Below are 20,283 nucleotides of genomic sequence, written 5' to 3'. Positions count from 1 at the left end.
GTGGTGGCTTCCGGTTCTCGGTCGTGGGCGCTGGGCTCGCGGCGGTTCTCGGGTCGGCGGCTCCGGGTGCTCGGTACTCGGCTCTCGGTGCTCGGGAGGAGCCCACCGATTGCCAAGGTATGACGGACTCCGCGTTCCCGCTCGCCCCGCGGGCCCCGCGCTGCTCCGCCGTCTCCGACCTACGGCGGAGGCGCCGCGCCGACCCGACGGCGGATACTCGGCTGCGAGTCCGGCAACGGGGGCCGGGCACGAACGGGGAGCAGCGAGAATGAGCCACAGCGCGCCAGGTGATCCTTCCGGCCCTCCCACGAAGGGTCCCGCCACGAGCGGCCCCGCCTCGAACGGTCCGGCCACGAACGGTCCGGCCACGAGCGGCCCTTCCGGGGTCCGGCCCGGCGCTCCCGCCGACTCCCCGGCGCCCGAGCCGTACGCCGCCGCGCTCGGGGCGGCCTTCGTGGCCGTGGCCGACACGCTCGACGGGGGCGGCGCGGTCGGGGACGTGCTGGTCGGGCGGTGTGTCGGGGTGCTCGGGGCGGCGGCGGCCGGGCTGCTGCTGGTGGCGGAATCGCGCGGGAGCGCGGAGCCTGAGGTGGTCGCGGTCACGGACGAGGCCGTACGGGCGCTGGTCGCCGCCGAGGGCCCCGGCCGGGAGTGCCACCGCGCGGGCGCGCCGGTGCGCGCCGACGTGCTGGGCGCGGCGGCGGGCCGGTGGCCCGATTTCACCGGGGCCGCGCTGGCCGCGGGCTACGGCGCCGTCCTCGCCGTCCCCATGCGCTGGCGCGAGGAGACCATCGGCGCCCTGACGCTGTTCCGTACGGCGCCCGGCCCGCTCCCCGACGGCTACGCCGAGCTGGCCCAGGCGCTCGCCGACGTCACCACCATCGGGGTGCTCCAGCGCCGGGTCAGACGGCAGCGCGAACAGCTCGCCGACCAGCTCCAGTCCGCGCTGGAGAGCCGGGTCCTGGTCGAGCAGGCCAAGGGGCTGCTCGCCGAGCGCTGGCAGGTGAGCGTGGACGCCGCCTTCACCGCGCTGCGCAGCCACGCCAGGACGCGCCGCATCCGGCTGTCCGACCTGGCGCAGGGCCTGCTCGACAGCACGGTGGACGCGGCGGAGCTGCGCGGGGGCCCCGGCCGGTGACGCCGCCCATGCCGCGGCCGGTGACGTCGCATTGCGTAGAGAACGTGTAACCAACCGTCATATTCCCTCTGGTGCACGGGAGTTCGGTGTTCTAGGGTGTGGGGCACTTCGCGGCCCGCGACCCCGGTCGCGGCGCTCAGACCCGTACTCTCCCGTCCGCTCAGGCACGGCCCGACGACGCCAGGACTTGGTTTGCCCATGGTCAAGCTCGCGGCATCCGCGTACCTCCCCCCACGCGAAGCCGACCGCCCGGTGCTCGACGTGTCCTGGACCTTCTCCGTCGGCCGCCTGCCCGGCAGCGACGAACTGGCGGCCCGTATGACCCGCGCCGCCCTCGACACGCTCGGCGGCCCGTACGGCGGGATCGGCGCCCTGATCACCGACGCCACCTCACTGGCGTGCGCCTACCTGGTCGCCCACAGCCTGGCCCGGCGCTACCGCGTCACCCTGGGCGTGGACGGCGGGCACTGCGCGGTCGCGGTCACCGACTACGGCTACGACCACGGGCTGCCCGGCGACGGCGCGGAGCCGGTGCCGGAACCGGCCCGCGACGAGGCCAGGGACCTGTGCAGGCGGCTCGCCGAGGCCGCGGCCCACCCGGTGACGATCGACGGGGTCCAGGTGCACCACGCCGTGGACGGCGCCGTGCTCATCCGCTTCAGGACCCAACTGCCCCACGCCCCCACGGTTCCCCCCACTCCCCCGGCCGCGCCGGACGCCTCCCGCAGTCCAGGCGCCCGAGGGTGAGGAGCGCCCGGCCGGGCGGCTTCGCGGGGGAGGCGAGCCACCGGCCGGGCGCGGTACGCACCCCGGGAGGGATGCGGGTCTCGACACGCGCGTCAGGCCGTCCGCGTGCCGGGCCGTACGTGCGTCAGGTCGTACGTCGTCGGGCCGTACGTGCGTCAGGTCGTACTGCGTGCGTCAGGTCGTGCGGTTGCCGGTCAGCGCCGCGAAGACCACGACGTTCGCCGAGTACGCCTGCTTCTCCTTGTCGAAGGAGCCGCCGCAGGTGATCAGCCGCAGTTCCGGTCGCCCCGAGGACCCGTACACCCGGTTGGCGTCGAAGTGGTCCTTCTCCACCACCTCGACGCCCTCGACGGAGAATTCGGCGACCGTGCCGTCCGCGCGGGTCACCTCCACCAGCGCGCCCGGCTCGACGGTGCTCAGCCCGTAGAAGACGGCCGCGCGGGTCTCGGTGTCGACGTGGCCGACGATCAGCGCCGCGCCCGCCGTTCCCGGCGACGGTCCGTCGCGGTACCAGCCCGCGACGTCCGGGGTGGCGTACGGCGGCGGGTCGACCGCGCCGTCCTTCAGGCCGCGGCCGACGAGCTTGGCGTGCAGCCCGATCGAGGCGATGTCGATGCGCAGCGGCGTGGAGGCGGGCATCGGCAGGTGGGGGGCGTAGACCTCGCGCGGGCGGTCGGCAGCGGCGGCGGCCAGCGCCCGGCCGCCGGGGGTGGCCTCCGTGCCGCTGCCGCCGCCGTCGTGTCCGAACAGCCAGGCCGCGAGCAGCACGAGGGCGACGGCCGCGGTCGTCCAGGTCCTGTTGTCGGGCCGTGGACCGTCCTCGCCGCCGCCCGCGGCCTCCGCCCCTTCCGCCATCCCGGTCAGCCGCGGTCGGAGCTGCGGCGCCGGTGGATCACGAGGCCCGCCAGGCCGACGGCCGCGAAGCCGCCGGTGACCAGCAGCGCGCTGGTGTCGGAACCGGCCGTGCCGGGCCCGGCCGCGAGCTGCGCGGTGCCGCCGCCGCCCGCGGGGACGGGCGCGATCGGCAGCGAGGTGCTGGCGCCGGTGACCGTCACGGACGCGGACGCGGAGCTGGAGGAGCCGTTGCACTCGACGGAGATCTCGTACGAGCCGTCGACCGCGTCGGACTTGATGAACGCGGTGCCTTCGAGCGAGTGGGAGCCGTCGCTCGCCGGGGCGAGGGTGACGGTGTCCACGAAGACCTCGGCGCTGGCGCGGGCCTTGCCGCCGGACTTGCAGGAGGTCTCCAGGTGCAGGCTCACGACACCACCCGGCGCCACGCTGGCGGGCGACACGTCCATCGAGTCCGAGGAGCTGGACGACGAGGACGAGGACGACGACGAGGAGGAAGAGGACGACGATCCCCCTCCGCCCGAGTCGGCGATCGCCTGGCTGGGCAGCCCCGAGGCGCCACCGAGCGCGAACACTCCGACGGCACCGGCTGCGGCGATGACGGGCAGTTTCAGACCGAACATGGAGACCTCCGCTCGTCCGGGAGCGGGGACTCGCGCCCGGTGCTTACGAACATCCCTGCGACGGCCGCCGCCCGCACCCCGAGGGGCGCCTCAATCGTCCATCAGGGTGAGGGACGCTCTACGGAGAGTGACGAATCGGTGTGTCGGCTCGGCTTTCCCGGGCCCGGGGCTCCGGGGGCCGCGCGCCGGCTCGGGGGCCGGCGCTGGGGGCTGCGGGCCGGGGCTCAGATCTCCGACACGAGGTCCGCGATCGAGTTCACGACGCGCGAGGGGCGGAAGGGGTGGCGGTCGATGTCGGCGGGCGCGGTGAGGCCGGTCAGCACCAGGAACGTGGTCATGCCGGACTCCAGACCGGCCAGCACGTCGGTGTCCATCCGGTCGCCGATCATCGCGCTGGTCTCGCTGTGCGCGCCGATCGCGTTGAGCCCGGCGCGCATCATCAGCGGGTTGGGCTTGCCCACGAAGTAGGGGTCCTTGCCGGTGGCCTTGGTGATCAGCGCGGCCACGGAGCCGGTCGCGGGCAGCACGCCCTCGGGGGACGGCCCGGTCTCGTCGGGGTTGGTGCCGATGAAGCGGGCGCCGTTGTTGATCAGCCGGATCGCCTTGGTGAGCGCCTCGAAGCTGTAGGTACGGGTCTCGCCGAGGACGACGTAGTCCGGGTCGGTGTCGGTGAGGATGTAGCCGACGTCGTGCAGGGCGGTGGTCAGCCCCGCCTCGCCGATCACGTACGCGGTGCCGCCGGGGCGCTGGTCGTCCAGGAACTTGGCGGTGGCCAGCGCGGACGTCCAGATGTTCTCGACCGGTACGTCGAGACCCATGCGGGTCAGCCGGGCGTGCAGGTCGCGCGGGGTGTAGATGGAGTTGTTGGTGAGCACCAGGAAGGGCTTGCCGGACTCCTTCAGCCCCTTGATGAAGGCGTCGGCGCCCGGGATGGGAGTGCCCTCATGGATCAGCACCCCGTCCATGTCGGTGAGCCACGACTCGATGGGCCTGCGTGTCGACACGGGTTCCGCTCTCCTGTTCCTCGCACAGCTCGCGCCCGGGGCATCCGCTCGCGGCATCCGCGCGCCGCTTCCGCGCACGGCTTCAGCACGCCGGCTTCAGCCCACGGCCTCAGCACGCCGGCTTCTGCCCACGGCTTCACTCACCAGCGTAGCCGGGGCGGATGGCACCCGCCCCGGCCGTCTCGCGTGCTGGTCGGCCGCCGCGTCACGGCGGTCCCCCGGTCAGCCAACGGCCGGCTGACCGGTGACCTGCCGCTCGGCCAGGAGTCAGCTTCCGGTGGCGGTCTTCCACGCGTCCACGTAGTCGGTCAGGTGGGCGTCGATGTCGGACCAGTCGGGGGTGAAGACGTCCACGCCCGACATGATCTGCTTGAGCTTGGCGGCGTTGGCGTCGGTCGCGGTCACGTCGGTGCGGGCCGCGAAGCCGCCGCCGATTGAGGAGACCTCCTGCTGGACCTCGGTGGTCAGGAAGTAGTCGAGCAGCTTCTTGGCCGCGTCCTCGTGCGGCGCGTTCTTCACCAGCCCGGCCGCGTACGGCAGCGCGAAGGTGGTCGGCTTGCCCGAGGCGTCGGCGGCCGGGAAGAAGATGCCCTGGTGCGGCATCGTCGCCTGGTCCGCGTAGTTCATCTGCACATCGCCGTTGGCGACCAGCAGTTCGCCCTTGTCGACCTTGGAGGCGAGCTGGCCGGTGGACGCGGACGGGCCGACGTTGTTGGCCTGGAGCTTCTTCAGGTACTCCATCGCCGGGGCCTGGCCGCCGAAGTCGTGCATGGCCTTGATGACGACGGCGGTGCCGTCGCCCGCGACACCGGGGGTGGAGTACTGGAGCTTGTTCTTGAACTTGCCGTCCAGCAGGTCGTTCCAGGTCTTGGGCGGGGTCGGCAGTTCCTTGGTGTTGTAGATGAAGCACAGGTAGTTGTTGACGATCGAGGTCCAGTTGCCGTCCACGCCCTTGTCGGCGGCGTCGACCTTGTCGGAACCGGCGGGCTTGTACGTGGTCAGCAGCCCCTTGGCGTCGGCCTGCTGGATGAAGGGCGGCAGCGTGACGATCAGGTCGGCCTTGGTGTTGGACTTCTCGCGGATCACGCGCTGCACGACCTCGCCCGAGCCGCCCTCGACGTAGTTGACCTTGATGCCGGTCTTCGCCGTGAAGTCCTTGAACACCTTGTCGTAGAAGCCGTCCCCGGCCTCGTTGTGCAGGCCGTCGGCGCTGTAGACGGTGACCTCGGTGGACGCCTTGCCGTCCGAGGAACCGGAGCCGGAGTCGGAGGAGCCGCCGCAGGCGGCGAGGGCGAGACCGAGCGTGAGGGTGCCGGCGACGGCGGTGAGCGGGGTGATGGGGCTGCGCTTGCGCATGGCAGGTCGAACTCCTTGCTGGGTGTGGTCAATCGGGAAGGAGAAAGGGGAAAAGGGGAAACGGATTGGAGATAAGGGGAAACGGCGGGGCTCAGCGGTAGGAGGCCCGGGTGCGGACGCGGGACATCCCGAGCAGGACGAGCAGGGTCGTCACCATGAGGACGACGGCCAGGGCGGCGCCCGAGTAGAGCGAACCGCGGTTCGTCGCGCCGTAGATCTGGACCGGCAGCGGCAGCCAGTCGGGCGGGTAGAGCATCATCGTGGCGCTCAACTCGCCCATGGACAGGGCGAAGCAGAGTCCGGCGGCGGCGGTGAGCGAGGGCAGCAGCAGCGGAAGCCTGATCCGCAACAGCACGTACGCGGGCCGCGCGCCCAGGCTCGCGGCGCTCTGCTCGTACGCCGGGTCGAGGCGGACGAGCGCGGCGCTCACGGACTGGTAGGCGAAGGCGGTGACCAGGACGGTGTGGGCCAGGATCACGATCTCGCGGGTGCCGTTGAGCAGCAGCGGCGGCTTGGAGAAGGCGACCAGCAGGGACAGGCCGACCACGACGGACGGCACGGCGACGGGCAGCATGAACAGGGTGTCGAGCAGGCGTCGTTGCCAGCCGCGCAGGCGTTCGGCGGCGAGCGCCGCCCAGCCGCCGACGAGCAGGGCCAGCACGCTGGCGGCCAGCGCCGTCCACAGGCTGGTGGTCAGGGCGTGCGCCGAGTCGCCCTTGGTGATGTCCTGATAGTGCGTCAGCGTCGGGTGGGACGGGAAGGCGCCGCTCCAGTTGGTGGCGAAGGACGCCATCAGCACGACGAGGAAGGGCAGCGCGAAGACCGGCAGGAACAGGACGAAGAAGACGGCCCAGGCCGTCCAGCGACCGCTGCGGCTATGCACCAGCACGGCGGGCACCTCCGGTGAAGCCTCCTGCGAGGGTGGTGGTACGGGCCACGACGGCCCGGTAGAGGCCGTAGAGCGTCACCGACAGCACGACGGCGACGACCGCGACGACGCACGCCCCCGGGTAGTCGCCGTCGAGGATCGCCTTGCTGTAGACGAGCATCGGCAGGGTGGTGACGCCCTTGGCGCCGGTGAAGAGCACGATGCCGAACTCGTTGAGGCACATGACCAGGACGAGGCTGCCGCCCGCCGCGAGCGACGGCAGCGCCTCGGGGAGGATCACCTGCCGTACGATCCGCGGCGCCCGCGCGCCCAGCGACGAGGCGACCTCCAACTGGGCGGTCTCCACCTGGGAGAAGGCCGCGAGCAGCGGGCGCATCACGAAGGGCGTGAAGTACGTGATCTCCGCCAGGAGTACGCCCCACGGCGTGCGCAGGAAGTCGATCGGGCCGCTGCCGCTCGCGCCGCCCGTCACGTCCGTCCACAGGCCGTTGGCCATGCCGACGGTGCCGTAGAGGAACAGCAGCGCGAGGGTGATCAGGAAGGAGGGGAAGGCCAGGAAGATGTCGATGAAGCGGCTGAGCGCCTTGCCGCCGGGGAACGGCACGAAGGCGATCACCAGGGCCAGGACGAAGCCGAGGACCAGACAGCCCGCGGTCGAACCGACCGCGATCCACACGGTGTTCCACAGCGCCTTGCGGAACGACTCCTCCGTGAACACGTCGGTGTACGCGGACACGGAGTGGCCGCCGCTGTCCGGTGAGAGGGACTGCTTGCCGACCAGGAAGAGCGGATAGAGGAAGAAGAAGCCGATCGCGGCCAGGGGCGGCAGGGGCCAGAGCGGGCCGGGCACGGTCAGCCGCCGCGAACCGCCCTTGTCCGCGGCGGACGTGGCGGTGCGCGCGGCCGGTGTGGCGGCCGGTGGGGCGTCCGGCGTGGCGTCCGGCTTCGCCTCCGGTACGAGCGGCGCCTGCGTCGTCCTAGCCAACGCCGACACCTCCCGCGCCGAGGCCCGCGGGCAGCAGCACCGCGTCCTCGGCCGCGAAGGTCAGCCCGACCTCGTCGCCCGCCCGCGGCGGCTGCCGCAAGTCCCCTACGTCGGCGCGCAGTTCGTGCCCGTACGCCGCGACGAGCAGCCGGTGCGTGTGGCCGCGCCACTGCACGGCGGTGACGGTGCCGCGCAGGACGTTGCCGCCGCCTTCCTCGGATGCGGCGGCCAGCCGCAGCGCGTGCGGGCGGACGCACAGCGTCGCCTCGGCGCCGGGCGCCGGGCCGTCCGTACCGCTCGCGGCCACCTGGAGGGTGGTGTCCGCCAGCCGTACGGCGCCGTCCTCCCCCGCGCTGACGTTCAGCAGATTGGCGTTGCCCACGAAGGAGGCCGTGAAGGCCGTGCGCGGGTGCCGGTAGAGGTCGTGCGGGGTGCCGCAGTCCCGGAGCCTGGCCTTGTCCAGGACGGCGATACGGTCGGCGAGCGTCAGCGCCTCGATCTGGTCGTGGGTGACGTACAGGATCGAGACCTCGGGCAACTCGCGGTGCAGCCGGGCCAGTTCGGTGAGCATCCCGGAGCGGAGCTGCGCGTCGAGCGCCGACAGCGGCTCGTCGAGCAGCAGCACCCCCGGCCTGATCGCCAGCGCGCGGGCGATGGCCACGCGCTGCTGCTGCCCGCCGGACAGCTCCCGCGGATAGCGCCGGGCGTACGCGGCCATGCCGGTCATCTCCAGCGCGTCCGCCACCCGCCCGGGCACCTCGCCGCGCGGCACCTTCTGCGCCTTGAGCCCGAACGCCACATTCTGGTCCACCCGCAGATGCGGGAAGAGCGCGTACTGCTGCACCACCATCCCGATGCCCCGCCGGTACGGCGGCAGGTCCGTCACGTCCCGTCCCCCGATCACCACCCGCCCGCTGACCGGCCGCACGAACCCCGCCACCGCCCGCAGCGCCGTCGTCTTCCCCGACCCCGACGGGCCGAGCAGCGCCATGACCTCCCCGCGCTCGACGGTCAGGTCGAGCGAGTCCAGCACCGTCTGGCCGTGGTAGGCGACGGTCACCTGCGCGAACCGGATGCCCGCGGGGCCGGTCGTGCCCGCGCGCGGGGGCGCGGGCGTCGGCTCCGCCGCCGGGTGGTCGGCGGCGGTCATCGCGGGGTCTCCCGGCGGGCGACGGCGGCGGGGAGTTCGGCGATCGAGGCCAGGACGTGGGTGGCGCCCGCGGCGATGAGCTGAGCCTCGGTGTGAGCGCCGGTCAGGACGCCCGCGACCAGCGGGGCGCCCGCGCGGACGCCGCTGAGCATGTCGTAGGCGGTGTCGCCGGCCACCGCGACCTGGCGGACGGAGTCGGTGCCGGTGCGCAGCAGCGCGGTGAGCACCATGTCGGGATAGGGGCGGCCACGGCCCGCGTCGGCCGGGCACAAGGTGAGGTCGGCGACGTCGCGCCAGCCGAGCGCGTCGAGGATCGCGTCCTGCGTGACGCGGGAGAAGCCGGTGGTCAGGACGACCTTGCGGCCCGCCTCGCGCAGCGCGTCGATCGTCTCGCGCGCGCCGGGCAGCGGCGCGCACCGGCCGCCGTCGACGAGTGCGGCGTACGCGGTCTCGAACGCCGCGTTGCCGCGCCGTGCCGCCCGCTCGTCACCGAACAGGGCGCGGAAGACGGTGATCTTGGACTCGCCCATCGTGGCGCGTACGTAGTCGAGTTTGGCGCTGTGGTCCGCGCTGCCGGGCTCGACCCCCAGCTCCTCGGCCGCCCGCGAGAAGGCCAGTTCGACCAGCCCGTCGTCGGCGACGGTGGTCCCGGCCATGTCGAGGACGACGAGCCGCAGGTCGGACGTATCGCCTGGGGCGGAGGCGGAGGCGGCGGGTCCCGGCTCCGTGGGTGCGGGGGCGGCGGCAGCCGCCGTGGTCTCGGTCATGTCGTTCACCAGCCGATCTCGTTCGCGGTGTCCTCGCCGATCGCCGGGGAGCAGGTCATGCCGCGACCGCCGGGGCCGGTGACCAGCCACACGCCGTCGCGTACCTGCTCGCGGTGGACGACCCGGGTGGTGTCGGCGCACTGCGCGTACACCCCGGCCCAGCGGCGGCGGATCGTGGGCAGGGGGCGGCCGAGGAGTTCGGCGGCCCGTTCCAGCAGGTGGTCGTACGGGTCCTCGATCACGTCGAAGGCGAAGGCTTCGTCGTATTCGTGGGTGTCGCCGATGGTGAGGCCGCCGTCGAGGCGCTGGACCATGAGCAGTTGCATGCGGTGCTCGGCGGCGACCGGCGGCTGCGGCTGGCCCGCGCGCAGGGCGTCGAGCGCGGCGCCGTCGTAGGCGGGGTAGTAGCGGAAGCTGTCGGCGTCGGCGACGGAGGTCGTCAGCGGTTCGCCCAGCGGGTCGGTCTGCGCCATCTGGAGCCGGACCCTGCGTACCGGCAGGCTCGGCGCGAGTTCCTTGACGAGACCGGTCAGCCAGGCGCCGGTGGCGACGACGACGCTGTCGGATGCGTACGACGTGCCGTGGTCGTCGCGGACCAGGCCGGTGTCGACGTCGCGGACCTCGCGGCCGGCGACGAAGGTGTAGCGGCCGGTCGCTTCGAGGTGGGCGCGCAGGGCGGGCAGGGCGACACGCGACTCGACGGCGGCGTCGCGCTCGCAGAGCAGGGCGCCGAGGAGTTCGCCGCGCAGGGCCGGGTTGTGGGCGGCGACCTCGGCGGGCGACAGCCACTTGTAGCCGCGCTCGGCGGCGTCGGGGCGGCCCAGGACGTCCTCGGCGACGGCCCGCTCGGCCGGGGTGCGGACCACGGTGAGCGAGCCGTTGGCGCGGAAGCCGACGCCGGGCACGCGGGCGCCGATCCCCTCCCACAGCTCGCGGGCGCGCAGCGCGGTCTCCAGTTCGGCACCGGCCGCCCGGCCGCCGACCCACACGAGGCCGAAGTTGCGCACGGACGCGCCGCGGGCCTCCCGCTCGCGCTCCAGGTGGACGACCTCGTGGCCGCGGTTGACTGCGTGCCAGGCATGCATCGTGCCCAGCGCTCCGGCTCCTACGACAGTGACTCTCACGCCGTCGAGATTCGCGGCGGAGGGTGGCCGTCTCGCGTCCGGCTACCGACGTCCGGGTGAACAGGTCTCCAAGCTTGGACTAGACCCGTTATCATTCCGTGACTAAAAAGGGGACGTCGGCCACCGGGGACCTCAGCCCCGCCGGTCGCTCTTCTCCATGTGGACGGTGAAGCTGAAGCGGTCGCCGCGGTAGAGCGACCGCACCCGCTCCAGCGGCTCGCCCGCCTCGTCCCGGCTCGACCGGTGCAGCAGCAGCATCGGCAGCGCGGGCGGCGTACCGATCAGCAGCGCCTCGCGCGGTGTGGCCAGCACCGTCTCGATCCGCTCGTCCACCGAGACCGGCTCGACGCCGATCCGCTCGCGCAGAAAGGCGTAGAAGGAGGTGTCGGGCGCGAAGTCCCTTTCCAGGTGCGGCAGTCGGGCCACCGCGAGATACGTGCTCTCCAGGCCGACCCGCTCCTCGTCGGCGAGCAGCACGCGCTCCATGTGCCACACCGGGTCGCCGGGCGCGAGCCGCAGTTCGGCGGCGAGACCGGGGTCGGCGGGCAGCCGCTCCAGCGCGATCAGATTACGGCCGGGGACGCGGCCCTGCCGCCGTACGCCCTCGGTGTAGCTGTCGGTGGACAGCGGCTGTTCCAGCTTGGGTCCGGCCACGACGGTGCCGCGGCCCCTGCGGCGCACCCGGCCCTGGATCAGCAGTTCGCGCAGCGCCTGCCGTACGGTCTCCCGCGCCACCTCGAAGCGGGCCGCCAACTCCCGCTCCGTGGGCAGCAGTCCGCCCTCGCCCAGTTCGTCGAGCACGACTTCGAGGCGGGTCTTGACGGCGAAGTACTTCGGCACCCGCCCGTGCTCCGGGATGCCCGCCCGGATCGGGCTCTGCGGATCTGCGTCGGCCATTGCCCGATCCTCGCAGACCGGACGGGGTGCCCGGTCCCGGAGCCCTGCTCACGGGCGGGCGGGGACGCGTCAGGCGTGGGTGAGGACATTGCCGAAGAGCGGGGCCAGGACGAGCAGGGCGGCGCCCTCGGCCACCGCGCGGGGGCCCGCCGCGGCGAATCCCACGGGCACGCTCCGGCCGCGTTCGGCCAGCACGGCCGCGGCCTGCTCCGCGAAGACGGCGGGCGCGGCCAGTACGGTCCTGCCGCCCAGCACCACCCGGTCGATGTCGAGCAGCGCGACCAGATTCGCCGCCCCGACGCCCAGCAGCCGCGCCGCGCCCACGGTGTCGCCGCGCCCGGCCGCCGCCAGGCACAGCGCCTCCAGGCAGCCCCGGTTGCCGCACTCGCACAGCACCCCGCCCAGCTCCACCGCCTGGTGCCCGAACTCCCCCGCCCCGGTCCGCCCGCCCCGGTACACCTCCCCGCCCAGCACCAGCCCGGCGCCGAGCCCGGCCCCGAGGTGCAGATACGCGAAGGCCGGGGGGCCGCCTGCGGCGGGGCGGGGACGGGCGGCTGCGGACTCCGCCGTCGTCGGCGGTTCGCCGCCAGGGGCGGGGTCGGACTCCGTCGCGGGACCACCGGCTTCGGACGCGGGACGACCGGCTCCGGACGCGGGACGACCGGCTCCGGGGGCCGGGGCGGGGACGGGGGCCGGGGCGGACTCCGTCGGTGCGGACCACTCGCCGGGGGCGGCGGCCGGGGGCGGTGAGCCCTCCCCGGTCCCGGCCAGAACGACCCCGGTCGGGACGCTTCCCGCCGGGACGGCCTCGGCCAGGATCGACAGGGCCGCCGCGTTGGTGTTCTTGTCGAGGGCGACCGGGAGGCCGAGGGCGGCGGCCAGGCGGGCGCGGAGCGGGACGCCCTGCCAGTGCGGGAAGCCGGTGACGCGGTGGAGGGTGCCGGTGCGGTGGTCGAGGGGGCCGCGCATGCCGACGCCGACGCCGAGGACGGCGCCGGGGGCGCGGGCGGCGATGAGCCGTACTTCGTGGACGATCGCGGCGAGCGCGGACTCCACGGGCAGGCCGAGGTCCAGCGGCGCCTCGCGTTCGGCGACGGTACGGCCGGTGAGGTCGGTGAGGACGGCGGTGAGCCGTTCCCCGTCGAGGTGGACGCCGACGGCGTGCCGGGCGCCGCTGACGAGCCGCAGTTCGGTGCGCGGCTTGCCGCCGGTCGAGGCGCGCCGCCCGGCCTCCTCGACCAGTCCCTCGGCCCGCAGCCGGGCGGTGATCTTGCTGACCGCCTGGGGGGTGAGGCCGGTCCGCTCGGCCAGCTCCAGACGGCTGATGCCCCGCGCGCGGCCGTCCGTACCGCCGCCGTCCGTTCCGCCACCGCCCGTACCGCCGCCGCTCGTACCCCCGCTGTCCGTACCGCCGCTGTCCGTGCCTGCGTCGGCGGGCGACAGCGTGGCCGTACGGAGCAGGCCGAGGACGAGCGCGGCGTTGTGGCTGCGGAGGGCGGGGAGGTTGGCGCCGGGCGCGGACGGGTTCACCCCGCCATTGTCCCGCGCGCTTGCACTTTGGCAACACTGTTGCCAAAGTGGAGCGCATGAGCACCCCCGGCACTCCCCTTCGCGTCGGCCTCGTCGGCTACGGCCCGGCCGGCTCCTTCTTCCACGCCCCGCTGATCGCCGCCACCGAGGGCCTGGTCCTCGACACGATCGTCACCGGCAGCCCCGAGCGCCGCGCCCAGGCGCTGGCCGAGCACCCGGACGTACGCTTCGCCGCCGCGGCCGACGAGCTGTGGGCGCGCGCGTCCGAGCTGGACCTGGTCGTCCTGGCCTCCCCCAACCGCACCCATGTGCCGCTGGCCACCGCCGCGTTGGACGCCGGGCTGCCGGTCGTGGTGGACAAGCCGCTCGCGGGCACCGCGGCCGAGGCGCGCGAACTGGCCGCCTTCGCCGAGCGCCGCGGCCTGCTGCTCTCCGTCTTCCAGAACCGGCGCTGGGACAGCGACTTCCTCACCCTCCAAGGGCTGCTGGACAAGGGCGAGTTGGGCGAGGTGCAGCGCTTCGAGTCGCGGTTCGAGCGGTGGCGCCCGCAGCCCAAGGGCGGCTGGCGCGAGTCCGGCGACCCTGCCGAGATCGGCGGCCTGCTGTACGACCTCGGCAGCCACCTCGTCGACCAGGCGCTCGCGCTGTTCGGCCCGGCCGCCCTGGTGTACGCCGAGTCCGACGTCCAGCGACCCGGTGCCGCCGCGGACGACGACACCTTCATCGCCGTCACCCACGCCAACGGCGTCCACTCCCACCTGTGGATGAGCGCCACCACCGCCCGCCTCGGGCCGCGCTTCCGCGTCCTCGGCAGCCTCGGCGGCTACGTCACCTACGGTCTTGACCCCCAGGAGGCCGCGCTGCGCGAGGGCCTGCGCCCCGGCGAGGGCACGGCGTGGGGCGCGGAGCCGGAGTCCTCGTGGGGCACCGTCGGCACCGACGACAACTCGCGCCGGGTGCCGTCCGTGCCCGGCGACTACCCCGCCTTCTACGCCGGTGTCCTGGCCTCCCTGCGCGACGGCACCCCGCCGCCGGTCACGGCGCTGGAGGCCGCCGCCGCCCTGGACGTCCTGGAGGCCGCGAAGCTCTCGGCCGCGCAGGGCCGGACGGTGGCGCTGTGACCGCGCCCGGCGGCGAGCGGGTCGCCGAACTCGTGGCGCAGGAAGCGGAGTTGGTGTTCCCCCGGTTCACCCACGACGACGCCTGGCGGCTCGGCTCCCTGCTGGTCGAGATGGCCCGCGAGGGCGGCGCCGCCGTCACCGTCGACATCCGGCGCGGCGGTCAGCAGCTCTTCCACCACGCCCTGGACGGCACCACCCCCGACAACGACGCCTGGCTGGCCCGTAAGGCGCGGGTCGTCGAGCGCTACCACGCCTCGTCACTGCTGGTCGGCGAGCGGTTCCGGGCCAAGGGCGGCAGCTTCGAGGAGTCCTCGCGGCTCGACCCCGACCTGTACGCGGCGCACGGCGGCGCGTTCCCCCTGCGGGTGGCGGGAGTCGGCGTGGTCGGGGTCGTCGCCGTCTCCGGCCTCCCGCAGGTCGAGGACCACGCGCTGGTCGTGGCGGCGCTCACCCGCTATCTGGCGGAGGCGGGCGCCTGACGGCGAGCGCGGTGGGTGGCCGTGATCGCCGTGAGCTTGACGGTCGGTCGCCGTGAGCTTGACGGTCGCCGTGAGCTTCATGGTCGCCGTGATCGCTCAGTCGCCGTGATCGCTCAGTCGGCGGGGGCCCCGAACCACTTCGGCATCAGGGCGCGCAGTTCCGCCTGGTCCTCGCCGACCCACACGGCATGGCCGTCCGGGCGCAACAGGACGGCGGGGACGTCCAGTTCCTCGCTGACGTCGACCACGTGGTCGACCCGGTCCGCCCACCCGTCGACCGAGAGCGCGCCGGTCCGGTCGAGCAGCAGACCGCGCCCCTGGTGCATCAGCCCGTAGAGGTGGCCGCGCTTCAACTCCACGTCGCGCAGCCGCCGGCCGAGCAGTTCGTGCCCCTCGCCGACGTCGTAACGGATGGCGATCGCGGTGATCTTCTCGATCAGGTACGTGTTGACGTTCTCGAACTCGGCCAGTTCCGACAGCAGTCGGCGCACCGCCATGGCTCCCGGCTCGGTGGACATCAGCTCCATCTGGGCGCGGGTGTTGTCCAGTACGGCGGCGGCCACCGGGCGGCGCTCGGTCTCGTAGGTGTCCAACAGCCCTTCCGGGGCCCAGCCGTTGACGGCGGCGGCCAGCTTCCAGCCGAGGTTGAACGCGTCCTGCACGCCGAGGTTGAGGCCCTGGCCGCCGGTCGGCGGGTGGATGTGCGCCGCGTCCCCCGCCAGCAGTGCCCGGCCCACGCGGTAGCTGTCCGCCAGGCGGGTCGTGTCGCCGAACCGCGACAGCGAGCGCGGTGAGTGCACGCCGAAGTCGGTGCCGCCGAACGCCGTCAGCCGCTCCTTGAAGTCCTCCAGCGTCGGCGGGACCGCCCGGTCCTCACTGACGCCCTTCGCGGGCACGACCACCCGGTACGTCCCGTCACCGAGCGGCATCGCCCCGAAGCGCTTCTCGGTCTTGCGCACCTCGGCCGTCACGGCCGCCAACGTCTCCTGGTCGACGTCCAGTTCCATCTCGCCGATCAGCGTCTCCACCCTGCTCGGCTCCCCCGGGAATCCGATGCCGAGCAGCTTGCGCACCGTGCTCCGGCCGCCGTCGCACCCCACGAGGTACCGCGACCGCAGCCGCGAACCGTCCGCCAGCTCCGCCGTCACCCCCTCGTCGTCCTGGCTCAGCCCCACGACCTCGCAGCCGCGCCTGAACTCCACGCCCAGCTCCCGCGCGTGCTCGGTCAGCAGCCGTTCGGTGACCGTCTGGAAGATCCCCAGCACGTATCCGTGCGCCGTATCCAGCCGCCGCGGCCACTCCCTGCCGAGCCCCCCGAAGAATCCCCCGACCCGGTGCTGCGTCCCCAGCGCCAGGAACCGCTCCAGCAGCCCGCGCTGGTCCATGATCTCGATGCTCCGCGCGTGCAGCCCCAGCGCCCGCACCAACGACGTCGGCTCCGCCTCCCGGTCCAGCACCACGACGTCCACGCCCTGCAACCGCAGCTCGCTCGCCAGCATCAACCCCGTCGGCCCACTGCCGACGACGGTCACGTCCACCATCAGATGTCCCCGTCCACAAAGCCGTGCATTCCGCCAGATTCACCGCACCTCTGGCCTCCGGCCGCCCATTGTGCGACCCCAGCACCCCCTTGCCGCAAGGCCCCCCTTGCGCTATACCTTAAGAAGGGCAAGGAGTACCCACTCTCCTTGCCCATTCGCATGCCCGGCCTCCGCCCGTCACGGCGTGACGGGCTTCGGGGCGGGCCCGCCCGGGAGCGGGCCCGCTGTGCGCGTGCCGGTCAACGGCCGCGCGGTGGGGTCAGGCGGACGTGAACTGCTGGCGCTGCGTGCCGAGTCCGTCGATGCTCAGCTCGACGACGTCGCCGGGCCGGAGGTACGGCTTGGGTTCGGGCTGGCCCATCGCCACACCGGCGGGGGTGCCGGTGTTGATGACGTCGCCGGGGTAGAGCGTCATGAAGTGGCTGAGGTAGCGCACGACTTCGGCGACGGGGAAGATCTGGCTCGCGGTGGAGCCGTCCTGCTTCAGCTCGCCGTTGACCCAGAGCCGGAGGCGCAGGGCCTGCGGGTCGGGGACCTCGTCGGCGGTGACGAGCCAGGGGCCGAGGGGGTTGAAGGTCTCGCAGTTCTTGCCCTTGTCCCACTGGCCGCCGCGCTCGATCTGGAACGCGCGCTCGGAGACGTCGTGCGCGATGGTGTACCCCGCGACGGCGGCCAGCGCCTCCTCGTGCGAGGCGGCGTAGCGCAGTTCGCGGCCGATGACGACGGCCAACTCCACTTCCCAGTCGGTCTTTTCGCTGCCGCGCGGCACCAGCACCGTGTCGTCGGGGCCGACGACCGTGTCCGGGGCCTTCATGAACACGACGGGCTCGCCCGGCGCCTGGGCGCCGGTCTCGGCCGCGTGGTCGTGGTAGTTGAGCCCGATGCAGACGATCTTGCCTATCCGGGACAGCGGCGGGCCGACCCGCAGCGACGGGTCGAGCGACGGGAGCGAGCCGTCGGCCGCGGCCTCGGCCACCGCGGTGAGCGCCGCCGAATCGGCGAGGAGCTTCCCGTCGATGTCGGTCACCAGACCGCTCAGGTCACGCAGGACACCGTCTCCGTCGAGCAGGGCCGGGCGCTCCGCCCCGGCGGGGCCGACTCGCAGCAGCTTCACGTGGGTACTCCCATTTTTTTCCGGTCGCCTCTGGGCGACCTGCCCCGGTCCGGGGCTCGGTCATCGGTCGGCACCCGGTGGGAACGGTCATCGGATGTCTTGTCCGATCCTCCAACTCCGCCCCCGGCCCGCGCAACCCCCGGCCCACCCCGTGGGACAGCCGCCCCGGCGGGAGAACCGCACGGGCCCGGGCCCCGGACAGGCCCTAGCGGGAGGCGGTGGATTGGAGGGTGCCCCAGAGGACGAGGCGGTAGCGGGAGGTGAATTCGGGAGTGCAGGTGGTGAGCGTGATGTAGTGCGCGACCCCGCGCATACGGGCGGAGGAGTGGACGGAGCTGTACGGAATGGGCGCGATGACGGTGCCGTCGGAGGCATACGTCTGGGGAAGGACTTCACGGATCACGTACGTGTAGCGATAGGCGGCCGTCTCGACCTCGACGGTGTCGCCGACGCGGAGCCGGTTGATGTAGCGGAACGGCTCGCCGTGGGTGTTGCGGTGCCCGGCGAGGGCGAAGTTGCCGGTGGCGCCGGGCCCCGCGGTGCCGGGGTAGTGGCCGACGTAACCGTGGTTGAGGATCGCGGACTTGCTGATGCCCTCGGCGATCGGCGCGGTGATCCCGATCCGGGGAATGTGGATGACGGCGAAGCCCGGATCACGGGTGCCGCCCTTCGAGGAGGGCGGCGGCGCGGCGGCGGACGGGGCCGGGCCGCTCGGCGTGACGGCCGGATCGTCGCCCGGCGCGACGGTACCCGGCGAGGGCGCCGCGGGAGAGGGCGACGGCGTGCCCCAACTCCGTTCCAGCGCGGCGACTTCGCGCCGGGCCGCCGCGTGCGCCTGCACATTGGTCCACCACAACTGGTGGACGACGAGCAGGAGTACGAGCACCCCCGCGGTCATGGCCAGTTCGGCCGCCGCCCACAGCAGCCGCCCGGTCAGCGAGCGCCGAGGACGGGGCCCGCGGCCGTAACCGGGGCCGTACGCCTGCCCGTAGCGGCGGCCGTAGCCGCGCCCGTAGGCGACGACGCGCCGCCGCCGGGGCGGGCCCGACCCCCGCCTGGACGTCGCACCCCGCCGACCGTGCCGTATCTGACGAACCGTCACATCGGCAACGATACGGCGGTACGGCGCCGCCCGTCAGCCCCCCGCGAGGCGGGAGATGGCGAAGATGGCCAGGCCCGCGAGGGCGCCGACGACGGTGCCGTTGATCCGGATGAACTGGAGGTCGCGGCCGACGTGGTTCTCGATCTTGCGGGACGTCTGGTCGGCGTCCCAGCCCGCGACGGTCTCGGAGATCAGCGAGGTGATCTCGTCGCGGTAGGTGGTCACGAGATACGTGGCGGCGTCCTCCAGCCAGACGTCGACCTTCTCCTGGAGCCGCGGGTCGGTGGCCAGCTTGCGGCCGAGCGACAGCAGGGAGGCGCGGGCGCGCATCCGCAGCTCGCTGCGCTCGTCCTCGGCGGCGGCGACCATCATCGTGCGCACCGCGCCCCACACGGACGCGATGAGGTCCTGCACCTCGCCGCGCGCCAGCAGGTCCCTCTTCAGCCGCTCGACGCGGGCGCGGGTGTCCGGGTCGGACTGGAGCTCGACGGCGAAGTCGCCGAGGAAGCGGTCGACGGCGCCGCGCGCCGGGTGGCCGGGGGAATCGCGCATCTCGGTGACGAAGCGCAGCAGTTCCTTGTAGACCCGCTCGCCGACCTTGCGGTCCACGAAGCGCGGGGTCCAGCCGGGGGCTCCGCCCTGCACCGCGTCCATGACGGAGTCGCCGTGCTCGACCAGCCAGTCGTGGGCGCGGACGCAGACCAGGTCGACCATGCGGCGGTGGCCGCCGTCGGCGACGATCCGCTCCAGCATCTTGCCGAGCCCCGGCGCGACCTCCTGGGCCTCCGCGCGCCGGGTGATCGCCTCGCTGACCACGGCCTGCACGTCGGAGTCGCGCAGCACCGTGAACATGCCGCGCAGCGCGGCGGCGGCCTGCTCGGTGACCTTGTCGGCGTTGGCGGGCTCCGACAGCCAGCCGCCGAGCCGGGTGCCGATGCCGACCGCCCGCAGCCGGGTGCGGACGACCTCGGCCGACAGGAAGTTCTCGCCGACGAAGTCGCCGAGGCTGGCGCCGAGGGCGTCCTTCTTGGTCGGGATGATCGCGGTGTGCGGGATGGGCAGGCCCAGCGGGCGGCGGAAGAGCGCGGTGACCGCGAACCAGTCGGCGAGCGCGCCGACCATGCCCGCCTCCGCGGCGGCGGCCACGTAACCGGCCCAGCCGCCCGCGCCCCGCGAGTCCGCCCACTTCGCGAGCGCGTAGACGACGGTCGCGACCAGCAGGAAGCCGGTCGCGATCAGCTTCATCCGGCGCAGGCCCCTGCGGCGCTCCTCCTCGGCCGCGGCGCCGCCGGGCGCGTCGGCCAGTCCGCCGCGCGGTGAGGGCCGCCCGCGCGGGGCGGAACCCGGCCCGGAGCCGGAGCCCGAGCCGCCGGAGCCCCCGGAGCCGCCGTGGCCCCCGCCGCCTGAGCCGTTCCGGGACGCGCCGCCGGGGCCCGAGCCGTCGGCCGTCGGCGCAGCGTCCCCGGCCTCGGGCCCGAGCGCGATCCGTCCGCCTGATTCCGGCCGTGCGCCGTTGGCCGCGGGGCCATGGGCCACCGGGGCCGCACTGCCCGCACCCGCCGCCCCGCCCGTACCGGTCCCGCCGCTCGTGCTCGCCGTTTCCATCCGCTCCCGCTCCGCCCGCGTGTCCACCCGGGTATTGTCGCCGCCCGCGGCCGTCACGGCCCGGTGATCCTTGTCGTACGCGCGCACGTACGCCTGCCCGTACGCGCTCCGGTACGCCTGCCCGTACACGCGCACGTACGCCTGCCCCTACCCGCTCCCGCTTCCCGCTCCCGTGCGCCTCCTCGTCCGCGCGCCCGTACCCGTCGTGCCGGCGCTTTCCCCCCGCGCCGACAATGGGGGAACGAACGGCGGGTTCCCG

The 20,283-nt window shown here is 73.8% G+C and carries 19 protein-coding genes; 4 read left to right on the top strand and 15 right to left on the bottom strand.

The annotated features are described in order from the left end of the window. Window positions 1–268 precede the first annotated feature (268 nt). Both ABZX65_RS23365 and ABZX65_RS23360 read left to right on the top strand, forming a co-directional pair. Entirely contained in the window at window positions 269–1,138 is an 870-nt protein-coding gene (locus ABZX65_RS23365; protein ID WP_355343177.1) for a GAF and ANTAR domain-containing protein, read from the top strand. 198 nt (window positions 1,139–1,336) lie between these two features. Continuing rightward, window positions 1,337–1,885 (top strand): hypothetical protein, encoded by a 549-nt coding sequence (locus ABZX65_RS23360; RefSeq protein ID WP_355343174.1) that lies wholly within the window; start codon window positions 1,337–1,339, stop codon window positions 1,883–1,885. A gap of 174 nt (window positions 1,886–2,059) precedes the next feature. Here ABZX65_RS23360 and ABZX65_RS23355 read toward each other — a convergent pair whose 3' ends face one another. From ABZX65_RS23355 to ABZX65_RS23305, 11 genes are all read right to left on the bottom strand, one after another. Continuing rightward, the gene (locus ABZX65_RS23355) at window positions 2,060–2,740 is read right to left on the bottom strand and encodes a class F sortase (RefSeq protein WP_188283612.1); all 681 of its coding nucleotides are present in this window, start codon (window positions 2,738–2,740) and stop codon (window positions 2,060–2,062) included. Between the two features lie 5 nt (window positions 2,741–2,745). After that, complete coding sequence (locus tag ABZX65_RS23350) at window positions 2,746–3,360, bottom strand: hypothetical protein (protein WP_355343171.1); 615 nt, start codon at window positions 3,358–3,360, stop codon at window positions 2,746–2,748. A gap of 224 nt (window positions 3,361–3,584) precedes the next feature. Continuing rightward, on the bottom strand, window positions 3,585–4,364 hold the full coding sequence (locus ABZX65_RS23345; RefSeq protein ID WP_355343169.1) for an HAD-IIA family hydrolase: 780 nt from the start codon (window positions 4,362–4,364) through the stop codon (window positions 3,585–3,587). Window positions 4,365–4,631: 267 nt separating this feature from the next. Then, window positions 4,632–5,720: a 2-aminoethylphosphonate ABC transporter substrate-binding protein gene (locus tag ABZX65_RS23340; protein ID WP_355343167.1), complete on the bottom strand. Its 1,089-nt coding sequence runs from the start codon at window positions 5,718–5,720 to the stop codon at window positions 4,632–4,634. Between the two features lie 91 nt (window positions 5,721–5,811). Continuing rightward, entirely contained in the window at window positions 5,812–6,609 is a 798-nt protein-coding gene (locus ABZX65_RS23335; protein ID WP_355343164.1) for an ABC transporter permease subunit, read from the bottom strand. Next, a complete protein-coding gene (locus tag ABZX65_RS23330) occupies window positions 6,596–7,594 on the bottom strand; it encodes a 2-aminoethylphosphonate ABC transporter permease subunit (protein ID WP_355343161.1) in 999 nt (332 codons plus the stop codon). Before ABZX65_RS23330 ends, ABZX65_RS23335 begins: the two co-directional genes overlap by 14 nt. Continuing rightward, the gene (locus ABZX65_RS23325) at window positions 7,587–8,744 is read right to left on the bottom strand and encodes an ABC transporter ATP-binding protein (RefSeq protein WP_355343158.1); all 1,158 of its coding nucleotides are present in this window, start codon (window positions 8,742–8,744) and stop codon (window positions 7,587–7,589) included. Before ABZX65_RS23325 ends, ABZX65_RS23330 begins: the two co-directional genes overlap by 8 nt. After that, window positions 8,741–9,511 (bottom strand): phosphonatase-like hydrolase, encoded by a 771-nt coding sequence (locus ABZX65_RS23320; RefSeq protein WP_355343155.1) that lies wholly within the window; start codon window positions 9,509–9,511, stop codon window positions 8,741–8,743. Before ABZX65_RS23320 ends, ABZX65_RS23325 begins: the two co-directional genes overlap by 4 nt. A gap of 5 nt (window positions 9,512–9,516) precedes the next feature. Beyond that, window positions 9,517–10,635, bottom strand: coding sequence for a TIGR03364 family FAD-dependent oxidoreductase (locus tag ABZX65_RS23315; RefSeq protein ID WP_355343152.1), 1,119 nt, complete (start codon window positions 10,633–10,635; stop codon window positions 9,517–9,519). Window positions 10,636–10,767: 132 nt separating this feature from the next. After that, window positions 10,768–11,532 (bottom strand): GntR family transcriptional regulator, encoded by a 765-nt coding sequence (locus ABZX65_RS23310; RefSeq protein WP_355343149.1) that lies wholly within the window; start codon window positions 11,530–11,532, stop codon window positions 10,768–10,770. A 69-nt stretch (window positions 11,533–11,601) separates the two neighbouring features. After that, the gene (locus ABZX65_RS23305) at window positions 11,602–13,062 is read right to left on the bottom strand and encodes an ROK family transcriptional regulator (RefSeq protein ID WP_355343146.1); all 1,461 of its coding nucleotides are present in this window, start codon (window positions 13,060–13,062) and stop codon (window positions 11,602–11,604) included. Between the two features lie 56 nt (window positions 13,063–13,118). Here ABZX65_RS23305 and ABZX65_RS23300 point away from each other — a divergent pair, with 56 nt between their 5' ends. Continuing rightward, window positions 13,119–14,183, top strand: coding sequence for a Gfo/Idh/MocA family oxidoreductase (locus ABZX65_RS23300; protein ID WP_355343143.1), 1,065 nt, complete (start codon window positions 13,119–13,121; stop codon window positions 14,181–14,183). Continuing rightward, window positions 14,180–14,662, top strand: a complete 483-nt coding sequence (locus ABZX65_RS23295) for a heme-degrading domain-containing protein (RefSeq protein WP_355343140.1) — start codon at window positions 14,180–14,182, stop codon at window positions 14,660–14,662. The genes ABZX65_RS23300 and ABZX65_RS23295 overlap by 4 nt, the downstream gene beginning before the upstream one ends. Window positions 14,663–14,775: 113 nt before the next feature. Here the strand turns inward: ABZX65_RS23295 and rox are convergent, their stop codons facing one another. The 4 genes from rox to ABZX65_RS23275 all read right to left on the bottom strand — a co-directional run bounded on the left by rox (window position 14,776) and on the right by ABZX65_RS23275 (window position 19,724). Further along, window positions 14,776–16,203, bottom strand: a complete 1,428-nt coding sequence (gene rox / locus ABZX65_RS23290; RefSeq protein ID WP_355343137.1) for a rifampin monooxygenase — start codon at window positions 16,201–16,203, stop codon at window positions 14,776–14,778. Between the two features lie 259 nt (window positions 16,204–16,462). Next, a complete protein-coding gene (locus tag ABZX65_RS23285) occupies window positions 16,463–17,317 on the bottom strand; it encodes a fumarylacetoacetate hydrolase family protein (RefSeq protein WP_355343134.1) in 855 nt (284 codons plus the stop codon). A gap of 205 nt (window positions 17,318–17,522) precedes the next feature. Then, complete coding sequence (locus ABZX65_RS23280; protein WP_355343131.1) at window positions 17,523–18,419, bottom strand: class E sortase; 897 nt, start codon at window positions 18,417–18,419, stop codon at window positions 17,523–17,525. 33 nt (window positions 18,420–18,452) lie between these two features. Then, the gene (locus tag ABZX65_RS23275) at window positions 18,453–19,724 is read right to left on the bottom strand and encodes a DUF445 domain-containing protein (protein ID WP_355343295.1); all 1,272 of its coding nucleotides are present in this window, start codon (window positions 19,722–19,724) and stop codon (window positions 18,453–18,455) included. Window positions 19,725–20,283: the final 559 nt, after the last annotated feature.

This window comes from Streptomyces sp. NPDC003300 (assembly GCF_040610915.1).
Classification (GTDB): domain Bacteria; phylum Actinomycetota; class Actinomycetes; order Streptomycetales; family Streptomycetaceae; genus Actinacidiphila.
Note: the sequence above shows the minus strand (reverse complement) of the source record. Positions and strands in the feature narration are given on the sequence as shown.